The 12,571-nt window shown below is 58.8% G+C and carries 15 protein-coding genes; 12 read left to right on the top strand and 3 right to left on the bottom strand.

All coding sequences use genetic code 11. From position 1 onward, the window contains the following. Positions 1–331: 331 nt before the first annotated feature. On the bottom strand, positions 332–496 hold the full coding sequence (locus KJ624_06845) for a hypothetical protein (protein MBU2009533.1): 165 nt from the start codon (positions 494–496) through the stop codon (positions 332–334). A 261-nt stretch (positions 497–757) separates the two neighbouring features. Here KJ624_06845 and KJ624_06840 point away from each other — a divergent pair, with 261 nt between their 5' ends. Genes KJ624_06840 through KJ624_06805 form a run of 8 tightly spaced genes read left to right on the top strand, consistent with a single transcriptional unit; the run spans position 758 to position 7,437 of the window. Further along, positions 758–1,621, top strand: coding sequence for a hydrogenase small subunit (locus KJ624_06840; protein MBU2009532.1), 864 nt, complete (start codon positions 758–760; stop codon positions 1,619–1,621). Positions 1,622–1,624: 3 nt separating this feature from the next. Then, positions 1,625–3,184: a nickel-dependent hydrogenase large subunit gene (locus KJ624_06835; GenBank protein MBU2009531.1), complete on the top strand. Its 1,560-nt coding sequence runs from the start codon at positions 1,625–1,627 to the stop codon at positions 3,182–3,184. A 10-nt stretch (positions 3,185–3,194) separates the two neighbouring features. Further along, positions 3,195–3,686 carry a hydrogenase maturation protease gene (locus KJ624_06830; GenBank protein MBU2009530.1) on the top strand — a complete coding sequence of 164 codons (492 nt, stop codon included), beginning with the start codon at positions 3,195–3,197 and terminating at the stop codon, positions 3,684–3,686. Further along, positions 3,683–4,381: a methylenetetrahydrofolate reductase C-terminal domain-containing protein gene (locus KJ624_06825; GenBank protein ID MBU2009529.1), complete on the top strand. Its 699-nt coding sequence runs from the start codon at positions 3,683–3,685 to the stop codon at positions 4,379–4,381. Before KJ624_06830 ends, KJ624_06825 begins: the two co-directional genes overlap by 4 nt. Then, a complete protein-coding gene (locus KJ624_06820) occupies positions 4,378–5,247 on the top strand; it encodes a methylenetetrahydrofolate reductase (GenBank protein MBU2009528.1) in 870 nt (289 codons plus the stop codon). Before KJ624_06825 ends, KJ624_06820 begins: the two co-directional genes overlap by 4 nt. Before the next feature lie 9 nt (positions 5,248–5,256). Beyond that, on the top strand, positions 5,257–6,564 hold the full coding sequence (locus tag KJ624_06815; protein ID MBU2009527.1) for a GAF domain-containing sensor histidine kinase: 1,308 nt from the start codon (positions 5,257–5,259) through the stop codon (positions 6,562–6,564). A gap of 19 nt (positions 6,565–6,583) precedes the next feature. Beyond that, entirely contained in the window at positions 6,584–7,000 is a 417-nt protein-coding gene (locus KJ624_06810; GenBank protein ID MBU2009526.1) for a response regulator, read from the top strand. Positions 7,001–7,032: 32 nt separating this feature from the next. Continuing rightward, complete coding sequence (locus KJ624_06805; protein ID MBU2009525.1) at positions 7,033–7,437, top strand: response regulator; 405 nt, start codon at positions 7,033–7,035, stop codon at positions 7,435–7,437. 48 nt (positions 7,438–7,485) lie between these two features. Here the strand turns inward: KJ624_06805 and KJ624_06800 are convergent, their stop codons facing one another. Next, positions 7,486–8,721 carry a nucleotidyltransferase family protein gene (locus tag KJ624_06800; protein MBU2009524.1) on the bottom strand — a complete coding sequence of 412 codons (1,236 nt, stop codon included), beginning with the start codon at positions 8,719–8,721 and terminating at the stop codon, positions 7,486–7,488. Between the two features lie 366 nt (positions 8,722–9,087). Between KJ624_06800 and KJ624_06795 the strand changes: the two genes are divergently transcribed. The 4 genes from KJ624_06795 to KJ624_06780 all read left to right on the top strand — a co-directional run bounded on the left by KJ624_06795 (position 9,088) and on the right by KJ624_06780 (position 12,009). Continuing rightward, positions 9,088–9,696: a hypothetical protein gene (locus KJ624_06795; GenBank protein MBU2009523.1), complete on the top strand. Its 609-nt coding sequence runs from the start codon at positions 9,088–9,090 to the stop codon at positions 9,694–9,696. A gap of 75 nt (positions 9,697–9,771) precedes the next feature. Then, entirely contained in the window at positions 9,772–9,921 is a 150-nt protein-coding gene (locus KJ624_06790; protein MBU2009522.1) for a hypothetical protein, read from the top strand. Positions 9,922–10,056: 135 nt separating this feature from the next. After that, a complete protein-coding gene (locus KJ624_06785; GenBank protein MBU2009521.1) occupies positions 10,057–11,115 on the top strand; it encodes a hypothetical protein in 1,059 nt (352 codons plus the stop codon). Positions 11,116–11,139: 24 nt separating this feature from the next. Further along, positions 11,140–12,009 (top strand): hypothetical protein, encoded by an 870-nt coding sequence (locus KJ624_06780; protein MBU2009520.1) that lies wholly within the window; start codon positions 11,140–11,142, stop codon positions 12,007–12,009. Between the two features lie 43 nt (positions 12,010–12,052). Here KJ624_06780 and KJ624_06775 read toward each other — a convergent pair whose 3' ends face one another. After that, entirely contained in the window at positions 12,053–12,409 is a 357-nt protein-coding gene (locus KJ624_06775) for a hypothetical protein (GenBank protein ID MBU2009519.1), read from the bottom strand. Positions 12,410–12,571: the final 162 nt, after the last annotated feature.

Raw genomic sequence — 12,571 nt, 5'->3', positions numbered from 1 at the left:
GACCTCCGAGCCAGGTGGCGGTCTGGAAAAAGGAAAGGTCTGTATAAAAGGGAATTCCAAAAGTCAGGAGCCCGGCAACAGCATGAAGGGAAACGGAAAGGAGAAGGAAATACCAGAAATAGCAGTGAACATTATAGTACTTCCTGTACCACTTCCTTGACTACAGGAAAGCTGTCAGTTTTTTCCCCATCACGCACCTGCAGGTGGAAGCTACCAGCCCCAGGCCAATCAAGTTACTTATAGCGAGGACAAAGGTCAGCTTCGACCCTAATTCAATACTGATAGGCACAGCCCCTGCACCTCATGGCTCACCTCCTGTTTCCTGCCTCTTCTACGCCCTGATGGTGACCTGGATTTCCTTCGGGGGATCGCTCCCCAGGGCCCACTTCTGGATGTAGAGGGTGCGGACCACCGGGGGCTGGTCCCCCACCTCCTCCTCATAGACATAGGTGCCCTTGGTGGCCTTCCCCAGTGTCATCTTGACGGTTTTCTCCATCTTGCCTCCCTACGCCTTCGCCCAGAGATTATATCTCTTTTCCTCCCACAAGAGCATATTATTCCCTCAATACAGCGATGTTCTGTTCGGGACAGATGCTTGTCCCCCTTCCCACGGCCACGGGTCTTGAAAAAGCCCGCCGGGGGCGCTAAACTGTTGCTAGTGAAGTTTGTAACATACTTGCCGTAAGGCTTCCCCCGCGGTTAAAGAATGGGAATCCGCAAGGTCGCTGAAGGGAGGTCAATGGTTCAGAAGTACCCTGTGGTCTGGTTGCAATGCGCCACCTGCACCGGCTGCTCCGTCTCGGCCCTCAACAGCGTCAGCCCCACTATCAAGAACCTTCTGGTGGACGAGGTCATTCCCGGCAAGACCCTGAATCTTCGCTACCACGCCACCCTTATGGCGGGGGCGGGGGACGGGGTTATTGAAGCCATGGAGAGGACCGCCAAGGAAGATAACGGAGGGTTTGTCCTGATTGTGGAGGGGGCCGTCCCCACGGCCCAGGGTGGCATCTTCGGGGTGCTGGGGGAGAGGAAGGGGAAGCCCATAACCATGGCCACCTGGGTGGATTCCCTTGCCCGGGCTGCCGGGGCGGTTATTGCCCTGGGCACCTGTGCCGCCTTTGGGGGTATTGCGGCCGGCAAGCCCAACCCCTCCGGGTCGGTGGGGGTGAGCCACTTCTTCAAGATGCGCTCCATCAGTACGCCTCTGCTCAACATCCCTGGCTGTCCCCCCCATCCCGACTGGCTGGTAGGCACCGTGGCCAGTGTAATGCTCCAGGGCTTGCCCGGACCCAAAGAGCTGGACGAGTTCCTGAGGCCCAGGGCCTTCTTTGACAAGACTGTCCATGAGCGCTGCCCGCGCCGGGCCTATTTTGAGGAGGGGAAGTTCGCCCGCAAATTCGGTGAGCCCGGATGTCTCAACGAGCTGGGATGCAAAGGGCCGGTCAGCCATGCCGACTGCCCCCTGAGGCTGTGGAACCATGGCGTCAACTGGTGCATCGGCTCGGGGGGCCTGTGTCTGGGCTGTGTGGAGCCGGGCTTCCCTGACCTGGTATCGCCAATGTACGAGAAGATGAGCGAAAACACGGTGCCCACCGTGGGGCAGGGAAAGAGGGGCGAGTAGGCCATGGGCAAGATAGTTATTGACCCGGTAACCCGCATTGAGGGCCACCTGAAAATAGAAGCTGTGGTAGAGAACGGGAAGGTCAAGGAGACGAGAAGCTCAGGGCTACTCTTCCGGGGGATAGAGGTAATCCTGCGGGGCAGGGACCCCAGGGACGCCCAGGCCTATACCCAGCGCATTTGCGGGGTTTGCCCCACCAGCCACTCCATGGCAGCTGCCCTTAACCTGGATAGCGCCTTCGGCATCGCCGATAAGGTCCCTGACAACGGCCGCACCATGCGCAACCTCATCCTGGGCGCGGCCCACATCTCCGACCATATCCTCCACTTCTATCACCTGGCAGCCCTGGACTATGTGGATGTGACGGCCATTGCCAGCTATAACGGGAATGACCCCGTCCTCAATTCGGTCAAGGGCTTCGTGGAGCGGGGTGACCTGGGCCCCTTCTTCCCCCGCCTTGAGGGGGACTACAGGCTCTCCCGCGAGCAGAACATCGTGGCCCTGTCCCACTACCTCAAGGCCCTGGAGATGAGGATGAAGGGCCAGGAGATGGCAGCCATCTTCGGCGGCAGGCTGCCCCACAATGTGGGCATCGTTCCTGGTGGCGTCACTGAGGTGCCCACCGTGGACAAGATAGCCTCCTTCCTGTGGCGCTTGAACGAGCTGCGGGACTTCGTTGATACCGTCTATCTTCCCGATGTTCTCATGGTGGCCACGGCCTACCCTGACTACCTGGATATCGGCCGGGGCTGCGGCAATCTCCTCTCCTATGGCAGCTTCGACCTGGAGGGCAAGGAGGCTGACCTCACCAGGAGGAAGAGGCTGTTCCAGCAGGGCACCATCTCTGGAGACCTCCAGGTGCAGCCCCTGGATACCTCCAAGATTCTGGAGCAGGTCAAATACTCCTGGTATCCCGATTCCACCGACGGCCTGAGGCCCACGGAGGGTGTCACCGAGTCCCTGCCGGGCAAGGCTGGCGCCTATTCCTGGTCCAAGGCCCCGCGCTACGATGGCAAGGTCTATGAGGTGGGCCCTTTGGCCAGGATGCTGGTTACGTATGCCCGGGGACACCCCACGGTGAAATCCCTGGTGGATGGGGCCCTTTCCCAGTTCAAGGCTTCCCCTTCATCGCTCTTCTCCGTCATGGGACGGCACCTGACCCGGGCCCTGTACACCAAGCTGGTGGCCGATGCCATGCCCGCCTGGCTCCTGGAACTCAAGCCCGGGGAGCCCGCCTACGTGCCCTATGAAATCCCCGACGAGTCCGAGGGGATGGGCCTGATTGACGGGGCCCGGGGTGCCCTGGGCCACTGGATAAGGATAAAGGAAAAGAAGATAGCCAACTACCAGTGCGTGGTGCCCAGTACCTGGAACATGAGTCCCCGGGACCGCCAGGGCCAGCCCGGGGCGCTGGAGCAGGCGGTTACGGGAACAAAGACCAGGGATGAGGCCAATCCCTTTGAAATCCTGCGCATTGTGCGTTCCTTTGACCCCTGCCTTGCCTGCGCCATCCACCTGGTGACGCCGAAGGGGCGGGACCTGAGCCGGTTCCAGGTGTGCTAGGGACAGGATAATGAAAAGTCCCCGCACCGCGAAGATCGCAGTGGTAGGGGCCGGCAACCTGCTGCTGAAGGACGAGGGGGTGGGCGTCCACACCATCCGCGCTTTAGAGAGGCTGGTGCCTGCCCAGGAGAGCATCCAGATAGTGGACGGCGGGACATCCCCGGACATCCTGGGCTTTCTGTCCCCGCCGGATAAGCTGGTCATCGTAGATGCGGCCCGGGGCGGGGGAAAGCCCGGGACCATCTACCGGTTCGGGCCGGAGGAGATGTCTCAAGGACGAAATGCCACCTCCCTCCATGAGTTCAACCTGGGGACGGCCCTGAAAACCATGAAATACATGGGGGTGGAGCCCGGCCAGGTGGTCATCATCGGCATAGAGCCAGAGGAGATTGGCTGGGGCCTGGAACTTTCAGCCACGCTAAAGAGAGAGATGCCCAGGATTATAGAAGTGGTCCTCAAGGAGATAGGCCTGGGCCATGTGGAAACAGGAGGGGAAAGGTGATAGTATCAGAACTGAAACCGTTGCCTGCAACCCTGGACTACCTGGACGGGGAACAGAACATCTTCATCCTGGGGTGCCGGGGCTGTGCTGAGGCCAGCAAGACCGGCGGCGAGGCCCAGGTCCTGGAGATGAAGCAAGTCCTGGAGGGGGCTGGGAAAAGGGTGGTGGGACACACTGTGGCCGATTTCCTCTGCGACAAGGCCCTGGTCAAGATGAAGCTCTATGCCCATGAACAGGAAGTTCTGGCCGCCGATTCCCTTCTGGTGATGACCTGTGGCCTGGGGGTACAGGCTACGGCGGCTGTTGTGGATAGGCCGGTGCACCCTGCCACCAACACCATCAACCTGGGTGGCTCGCGGGGGGAATGGCGGGGCAGCGAGAGGTGCCTGGAGTGTGGCGATTGCCTGCTGGACTACACCGGTGGCATATGCCCGCTGACGGCCTGTACCAAGAGCCTGATAAACGGTCCCTGCGGGGGGGCCAGGGACGGCCGGTGTGAGTTTGAGCCCGATGTCAGACCTTGCGGGTGGCAGCTCATCTACGAGAGGCTGAAGAAAACAGGGCGATTGGACGAGATGAAGACACTCCTCCCCCCCAAGGACTATGCCAAGATGCAACCCCCTCCCTCCCTGAGGTCAACCATCCTCTGGGCTCTGGAGCAGAAGGAACCAAGAGAGGCGGGTTTGCCCAGATGAGTCTTGCCGAGGCCCTCAAGAACGGAAAACTTGTGGTAACGGCGGAGATTGCCCCCCCCAAGGGGGTGAATGTCCAGGAAATGCTGGAGAACGCTGAGCTCATCAAAGGGAAGGTGGATGCGGCCAATGTCACCGACCAGCAGAGCTCAGTGATGAGGCTGGGCTCCCTGGCCGGGTGCCACCTGTTGAAGCAGAAGGGCCTGGAACCCGTCTTCCAGGTCACCTGCCGGGACCGCAATCGCCTGGCCCTGCAATCGGACCTCCTCAGCGCCTACTCCCTGGGCATCACCAATGTCCTTTGCATTACCGGGGATTATGTTTCCCTGGGGGACCACCCCAGTGCCAAGCCCGTCTTTGACCTGGACTCGGTTTCCCTGCTCCAGGCCGCAAAGGCCCTGGAACAGGGAAAGGACCTGGCTGGCAAGGAGCTGAAGGGCAGCCCCAAATTCTTCCTGGGAGCAGTGGTCAGCCCCGGCGCCGAGCCCCTGGAGCCGCAGATAATAAAGATGGAGAAGAAAGTAAGGGCAGGGGCCCAGTTTTTCCAGACGCAGGGAGTCTATGAGCCGGCCAAGTTCGAGAAGTTCATCAGGGCCTCCCAGTACCTCGGTGTCCCCATCCTGGCCGGCATCATTCCCCTTCGCTCCGTAGCTATGGCCCGCTTCATGAACCGGGCGGTAGCCGGGGTGCATGTGCCCGAGGAGATGATTCAGGAGCTGGACAGGGCCACCGACAAGCCCGCCAAGAGCATTGAGATAGCGGCCCGCCTCATCCGGGAGGTGAGGCAACTATGCCAGGGGGTCCATATCATGGCCATTGGCTGGGAGAAGAGGGTTCCGGCTATATTGGAAGCAGCAGGGCTGGCATAGGTGGGGGGTATGCCTTCTGTGGGAATTCGCGACTATCGCGCCCTCTACCAGATAGCCAGGGCGGTAAGCTCCCTGGCCACCGAGGAGGTGCTCCAGGCTATAGTGAAGTCCGTCACCGAAAGCCTGGGGGCTAAGGGCTGCGCCCTCCTGCTGAGGGTGGCCGGGGACCGCGAGTTTGTCCATGCTGCGGACTACGGCCTGAGCGAGGGCTACCTGAAGAAAGGCCGTGTTACCCTGAGTCCCATCATTGACGAGGTGTCCAGAGGGAATGTGGTCTTGATTCTGGATGCCCCCCATGACCGCCGGGCGGAGTATCCCGAGGCCGCCAGGGAGGAGGGCATCGCCTCCATTCTCTCTGTTCCCCTGCTCTATATGGGCGATATCATCGGGATACTCAGGATATACACAGCGGAGCGCCGCTCCTTCACCCAGGAAGAGCTAGACTTCGTCAAGGCTGCGGCCGACCTCAGCGCCATCGCCCTGAACCGGGCCAAGGAGCACGAAGACAGGGTGGCAAGTCTGAACGAGGCGGTTAACGCCTGCTCTATTGAGCTGAAAAGGCTGGAGGAAGGCCGCAGATACCTCCTGCGCTTCCTGGCCATGGTGGGCCATGACCTCAAGGCGCCCATAGCCGCAGTAGAGAGCTACCTGAATGTCCTGTTAGCCGGAATTGCCGGCCTCACCACTGCCAGGCAGAAGAACATACTGCAGAGAAGCAATGTCCGCCTGCAGGAGCTGGTGGCCCTTATCAATGACCTGGTGGACATATCCAGGCTGGAGGCCGGGCAGATACCCATGGAAACAATCAAAGCGTCCCCAGCAAAGCCAATAGAGGCGGCCCTGGAGGTGGCAGGCCTTCTGGCCGGGGATAAAAAGGTGGAGCTCAGGACTGAGCTTCCCGATGCGTTGCCGGAGGTCATGTTCGATGCAAAGCGGCTGCAGCAGGTGCTGGTGAACCTCATAGTCAATGCCGTCAACTATACCCCCCGGGGTGGCACTGTCACCCTCAGGGTCAAGGACCAAGAGGGACACATCCTGTTTGAGGTTCTGGATACTGGCGTGGGCATACCTCCCCAGGACCTGCCCCGGGTCTTTGAGGAATTCTTCCGGGGCAGCAATGTGGAGCAAAAGGGGACGGGGCTGGGGCTTTCCATAGCCCGGAGAATAGTGGAATATATGGGGGGCAAGATATGGGTGGAGAGCCCCAGCCCGGAGACGGGGCAGGGAACCAAGTTCTCTTTCACCCTCCCCAGGGAAAGGTCATTGGGGACTGTCTCTGGAATCGGGGAGCTGCCTCTCAAGGAGAGCCTGGTCTAGGGCCGGAAAGGAGTGAGCCATGGCAGAACAGCTTAAGGTCCTGGTGGCTGATGATGACCCGGACATCGTAGATTCCCTGACCATGGTTCTGGAATCCGGGGGCTATGAAGTCATCATCGCCCGGGACGGGGAAGAAGCGCTGGTGAAGATTCACACGGCGAGGCCCAAGCTGCTAATATTGGACTTGCTTATGCCCCGGAAGGATGGATTTGCGGTACTCAAGGAACTCCAGTTCGAAGAGAAGTGGGCCCCTTACAAGGAGCAGATGTTTGTTATTGTCCTCACCTCGGTAAGGGAGGAGTTTGCCCGCCGAAGGTATTACCTGGAAACAGCCATGGAGTTGGGCTCCGATGACTTTCTGGAGAAGCCAATCTCGCCGCAGGAACTCCTGAATGCCGTGGCGCGGTTTGTCGGGCCTGCCAGCCACACGGTTTGAGAGGCCCTGGAACTCAGGAAGGGGGTAGGGAAGTGACAGAACAGGCCAGAATCCTTTTGGTAGACGACGATTGGGATTTTGTCGAGGCCACGAGAATGCTTCTGGAATCCCGCTACAAGGTGGCTGTGGCCTACACGGGCGATGAGGGACTGAAGAAGGCCAGGAAGGAGAAGCCGGACCTCATCATCCTGGACATCATCATGCCCACCAAAGACGGCTTCATGGTCTGCGAGGAGCTAAAGAAGGACCCTCAACTGAGCAAAATACCCGTTATGCTCCTCACCAGCCTATCCTCCCGGATGGCCGAAACCGCCGTCTCGATGACTCAGGCCATGACCACGGAGGCCGAGGACTATTTGGAAAAGCCAGCAAGTCCCGAGGAGTTGTTTCAGCGCGTAGAGAAGCTGTTGAGAAAACAACCCCGCAAGGGCCGTTGATACCAGCCCCCGGGCCAAGCCCTGCAGTGGGCCGCGCCTTGCGATTACCTAAAAGCTAACCCTTCTCCGCCAGGCCCGCCCCAGGGCGCATACTATGGCTAGCCCGGACCAGCGCAGCCCTTGCAGGGCCAAGAACAGGGGAACAAGGTGTGAAAGGACCCCTGTTCCCAGTTTACCTTGTATGCGAGCACGGTGAGTCGTGTCTAGGTGCGCCAAGTATGCGTTGAACATTCGGCGAGGGCCACCCAAAAGCAGGCAATAGGCTAGCATCAGACCTTCGCCTCTGACGCCGGGCGAGGGAGGAGAGAGAAAATAGAGGTCATCCACCAGCGCTTCGGCCAAAGCGCGGTACCACCAGTTGGGCTTCAGCTCTCTTAGTACTTGTGCGGGAACTGGAGCTTCTAGCAGGCTCTTCACCCTGACCAGAGTCAGATAGACGAACCCCCCCGCCCCCCACTCCCGACACGACGCAAGGACACAGTTCCAGTCCAGTTGTGAGCCATATCGGTTAAGCAGCCCTGCTATGTCCACTAGCAGGCGCAGGGCGCGAGAGGAATGCAGAAGAAGGTGGATGGAAAGCAGAATCAGGTTGTCTTCCGCAGATAGTGTCAGAACCCCCCGTCCATCTAAATCAATGCTCCGCGCCCGCTGCCAGACCAGACCAGTGTCTATGGGCAAAAAGGTGGTATCCGTCGGCTGCCAGTGCAGCTCCACTAGTACAGGCGGCTTGAACAAGATCACATCATGAAACGGGTGCTTCTCGAGCGCCGCCCCGGGGCGGGCCGGCGTTTGGTAACCTTCCTGCTCAAGGACTTCCTGCGCAACCGGTATGTCTTCCTGGCGAACCCAGATGTCCAGGTCACCGAACAACCGCATAGCCGGATTCGGATATAGTGTATGGGCCAGTACAGGCCCCTTCAGGGGTATCGCTCGAACGGCCCGGCGGTCAAAGGCCTCCAGAATCTTTCCCAGTTCCTTTGTCAGAAGGAGGTTCCGCTGCAGCACACTGAGGCCTATGGCTCTCAACTTCTCCCACACCTCGGCGGGAACATACCTGCGGATATCTTCCTCTGCTTCTATGACGTAGTAAAGGAGGGAAGGTACGCCCTGCTTTTTGGCACGCTCAACGAACCCAGCCCAGGAGAGCCCCTTTTTTAGAAGCGGGGCTACTTCTTCGGCCAGGTGCTGGCTGCCAAGACTACGGCAGCAGGCAAGGATGAACTGGTCTTCCCGACATATCCCCATCAGTGCTCGCTCGCCCTGCTTGATGATGGGAGCCCTCATCGATACACAGCCCTTCAGTCCTCTTTAGTCCAGCTACCGGAAGCTGAGAGTGCCTTCTGCCCATCTATAAGAGTCTAGGACTTTCTCAGTTGGCAGCAGGTAGAAGTTGGGTTGGAATAGGGTTAGAGTTCCCGAGGGCTCCATTTCTTACAGAATTCTAACGCAACTCACCTTCTTCTCTCACCGCTCCTGCTGTTATCCTGGACCAAGGACTCGCGAAGTCTCCATAGAAAGGGAGGTGTGCCTTTGACCAGTCATGGCATGACAGCGCTCGACCCCCTGCATTTTGACGAAGTGAGAGACCTAGGTTTCTCACCTGCCGGGTTCCGTCCTGATGCTGGGGAAACGGGAGCAATTCCGTATCATTTGGCACGGTCGGGCATTGTGCGGGTTTTCATCCGGCCGAGGAAAAGACGGTTTCTTGCCGTCCGCACCCTGGTGGACTGGGAACCTCAGCAGGCCGGGGAGCACACTCTGGCATGGGACGGCAAAGACAGCAAGGGCAATATTCTGAACCCCCTCCTCTATTGTGCCGTCCTCGAAAGCCAGCCCCCGCGCGGCGCCATCCACCGAGAAAATCTTCCCCTGGACAAGCACCTTCACCACAAGGACATGATGGTGGTGCACGGCAAGAGGATGCACGCCCATACGCTTCACGAAGAGGACAAGTGCCACCAGCTCAAGGTGGATGTCCTTGCACCACAGGCGCGGGAGAAACTCAGCGGTACCTGTCAGATTACGGTCAAGGTCAGAGAGGATGCCCGCGGCTACGGCCGGGAGGTGGGTCATTCCGCTCGGTACTACGTGGATTACCTCTTGCTCCATGAGGACAAGGATGTGTCGGGGCCGGTGGCCAACTGGGACTGGGACACGCGCAGAATCCCAAACGGGATGCACGTCCTTAGCGTGGCCTGCTGCGACCACCATGACCACATGGCCAGCGATAGCATCGTGGTGAAGATAGACAACCCGTGAACACCAGAGTCACCTTACTGAGGATGCGTTGCGGGCCCACCGCATCAAACCCAATAGGGAAGGAGGTGATAAGATATGGAACGCATGGACGAGATCCTGTGTTACTGGGCCTCCAAGGATGAGGCCTTCCCCGAGGGGATCAGGACACGGGAGGAGACCGGGTGCTGCGATGTGAACGGCTACATGGCTGGATCAGCCGAACCGGGCCATGTAATCCCGGAGTAGCTCTTGGGGCGCAGCTCCCCTTAGGGGGCAAAGGCGAATATTGACAAGTCTGGACCAAGAGTGACATGCGGCTCTGGGCCAGCTCATAGCTGGCCCAGAGCGCAACTCGGTCAGACCGACAGAAGGGGGATAGCATTGCTAACGGAATCGGAAGCGCCGGAAGAACTGGGGTTGGCTGGATTGGACGGTGGCCATTACACTGAAGCTAGCTATGACTTTTACGGGGTCAAGGTCAGGATAAGGTCAGAAGACGCCGGGGTAGTCTCCGGCTTGAATAGTGTCTATCACTTCTTCCGGGACTATGATGTAGAATACCCGCACTTGGAGATGACCATCCGGGTCAAGGAGAGACCCCATCCGCTTGGCAAGAATTTGGTCTTTGCCCGGGTGCCAGCCAGCTTTGATGGCTGGAGGACAGCACTGCTAAACAAGTTTGGGCCCTGCTCTGGCTGGAAAAAGGCCACGAGCTATATCCAAGAAGTGGCTGTGCCAGACCCGTCCGGGGAGGGACACCATTTCTACCAGATTAACGAGATTGATTCAACGTATATTGACTTGACCGCCGGCGTGGAATTCCTGGTCTTCCACTTTGTTATGCACTTCCTCCCCCAACTCAGCCTGGTGCATGCCGGAGTAGTCGGCAAGAATGGCCAGGCCCTGCTTATCAGCGGCCCCCCTAATAGCGGAAAAAGCGTGCTTTCCTACGCCCTAGTCCGGAGCGGCTTCAGGTACCTGAGTGACGAATTTGGCCTCTTTGCACCTGCATCCCTGGAGGTCTTTCCTTTCCCCCGGGGGATCAGCTTCAAACCTGAAGCGGCCAGCCTGTTCCCCGAGCTGGGAGCCGTCTTGGAGAGCGACGATGTGGTGTGGAGGCAGGAGAAAAGGCACTTGGTGAGCCTGAATAACCTGGGCTTCCCGGTGACCCGAGAACCGGCCAGGGCGTCCTTCCTTTTCCTTCTCAGCCGCCAGGACTCGGCCCTTCCCCGGCTGACACCGATAGCTGCTCCCGAGGCGACGGAAAGGCTACTCAAGGCTGGGAACTTCTGGACGATTGCTCCCAGAGAGAGCCGCAGCTTCACCAGGACTGAAGCTGCGGCTCGGCTCTGTGATAATGCCCGGTGCTACGAGCTCCTCTCGGGAGACCTGGATAGAACGGTAGCCTTGGTTACCTCGGTCTGCGACGATGGTCTGTAACCATCAGGAAGAACAAGGAGCACAATGAAGCAGGTTGATATATCACCATCCTCCCCGGCATCCACATGCAAGGCCTGGGGGGCCTTTCTGTCTCCTCCCATTTTCGTGGGAACGCCCCTGGATATGAACGCCCTAAAGCAGCAGAACAACATTTGCCGGGCCTTTGTGAAGGCCCTGGACACCGTCTACAAGGGGAGACAGGTGGTAGTCAGCCGTGAAGGCCTGGTTGTTTTGGCTGAGGCTCAAAGGGCTACGGCAGTCAGACTGCTCAACGAGATCATGGCTGTCCTTATACTCAGAAGTGTCTCAGTCAACGGAATCCGGGAAACGGACCTGGTTGAATGCTACATTGACACGGTGAACAAAGAGATAGACAGCGAGAGATGGTCGTACAAGGCCGGGAACCAGGCACTGCCGGAAAGGAGATTTGAGGGGTGGGATGCCAGATTCTATCACCCCGACAACATCAGGAGCTTCATGCGGCGAGCCGAGCTCATGACCGGCCATCCAACGGTCCGCAAGGACTTGAGGCTTCTCCTGGAAGCCTACACCAGTCACCAGGAATCGGCTTTTACCACTTCACTTCTGCTGAGCTGGTTGGGGATAGTTCGGTTACTCGAGGCCAAATGGCGCCCCCTGGCTGAACAGCGGCAAGGAGACAATGGCGTGGAAAACGCCACCTCAGACCCCTCTTGGAGCACCGGCAGGCTCATTGAAGACCTGCGCTTGTGCAATGCTATCAACGACTCGGTCTACCAAGAGGCCAAGAGACTGTACGAGAAGCATAGCAACCTCATCAGGTCTGATGAAGAAACTACCTTCGGCGAATCGGAATCATGTTTCCATTTCTTTCTCTCGCAGCTACGTAAGACCCTGACTTCAGAAGAACCATGACAGCTGGGCATCGGAAGGGGTGAGAGCACCTCCGCCTGGGCCCCTAGGCCTTGCCACCGATGCGCAGGTCTCTCTCTACGGGCTCGGTTCCATCCCACTCGTTCCAGGGGTGGCCGGGGAACTGCTTGAGCCAGGCGGTCCTATTGAAGTATTTGGCACAGTACCAGCAGCGGAATATGACCTCCCTATCGCTGATGCTGCCTTTCTCTATGGCTCCCACTTTGACTTGCTGGAACCGAGCTACGATTTGGATTTGGCGACGGAGGGCCTCGCTAAAGCTCACTTCACCCAGGTCAGCCACCACTTCCGGTCCCGAGGGGCAACCAGCATATCCTGCCACATTATTGCAGAAACCGAGGCACCCCTCAGCAAGGTCAAATGAAAGAACAAGGTCCTGCATCTTGGCCCCCTCCTCCTACCGAATTGAAACCGGCCCCTGGACAGATTCGACCTGGCTCTCCCAAAATTGGGGCCTGATCTATGGGAAGACAAGAAGGAGATGGTTAGGAATTGGTGGGAAAACTGTTGGCCCCACTTTCTCCAATTGACGCGACAGGAGGTT

The sequence above is a fragment of the Chloroflexota bacterium genome (assembly GCA_018825785.1).
GTDB lineage: Bacteria > Chloroflexota > Dehalococcoidia > JACVQG01 > JAHKAY01 > JAHKAY01.
This window is presented reverse-complemented; position numbering and strand designations above follow the sequence as displayed.

Excerpts from the sequence above, each read along its gene's own strand:
- KJ624_06815 (MBU2009527.1), top strand. The coding sequence starts at position 5,257 with ATGCCTTCTGTGGGAATTCGCGACTATCGCGCCCTCTACCAGATAGCC.
- KJ624_06845 (MBU2009533.1), bottom strand. The coding sequence starts at position 496 with ATGGAGAAAACCGTCAAGATGACACTGGGGAAGGCCACCAAGGGCACC.
- KJ624_06800 (MBU2009524.1), bottom strand. The coding sequence starts at position 8,721 with ATGAGGGCTCCCATCATCAAGCAGGGCGAGCGAGCACTGATGGGGATA.
- KJ624_06775 (MBU2009519.1), bottom strand. The coding sequence starts at position 12,409 with ATGCAGGACCTTGTTCTTTCATTTGACCTTGCTGAGGGGTGCCTCGGT.
- KJ624_06830 (MBU2009530.1), top strand. The coding sequence starts at position 3,195 with ATGAAAAGTCCCCGCACCGCGAAGATCGCAGTGGTAGGGGCCGGCAAC.
- KJ624_06780 (MBU2009520.1), top strand. The coding sequence starts at position 11,140 with ATGAAGCAGGTTGATATATCACCATCCTCCCCGGCATCCACATGCAAG.
- KJ624_06835 (MBU2009531.1), top strand. The coding sequence starts at position 1,625 with ATGGGCAAGATAGTTATTGACCCGGTAACCCGCATTGAGGGCCACCTG.
- KJ624_06790 (MBU2009522.1), top strand. The coding sequence starts at position 9,772 with ATGGAACGCATGGACGAGATCCTGTGTTACTGGGCCTCCAAGGATGAG.
- KJ624_06820 (MBU2009528.1), top strand. The coding sequence starts at position 4,378 with ATGAGTCTTGCCGAGGCCCTCAAGAACGGAAAACTTGTGGTAACGGCG.
- KJ624_06810 (MBU2009526.1), top strand. The coding sequence starts at position 6,584 with ATGGCAGAACAGCTTAAGGTCCTGGTGGCTGATGATGACCCGGACATC.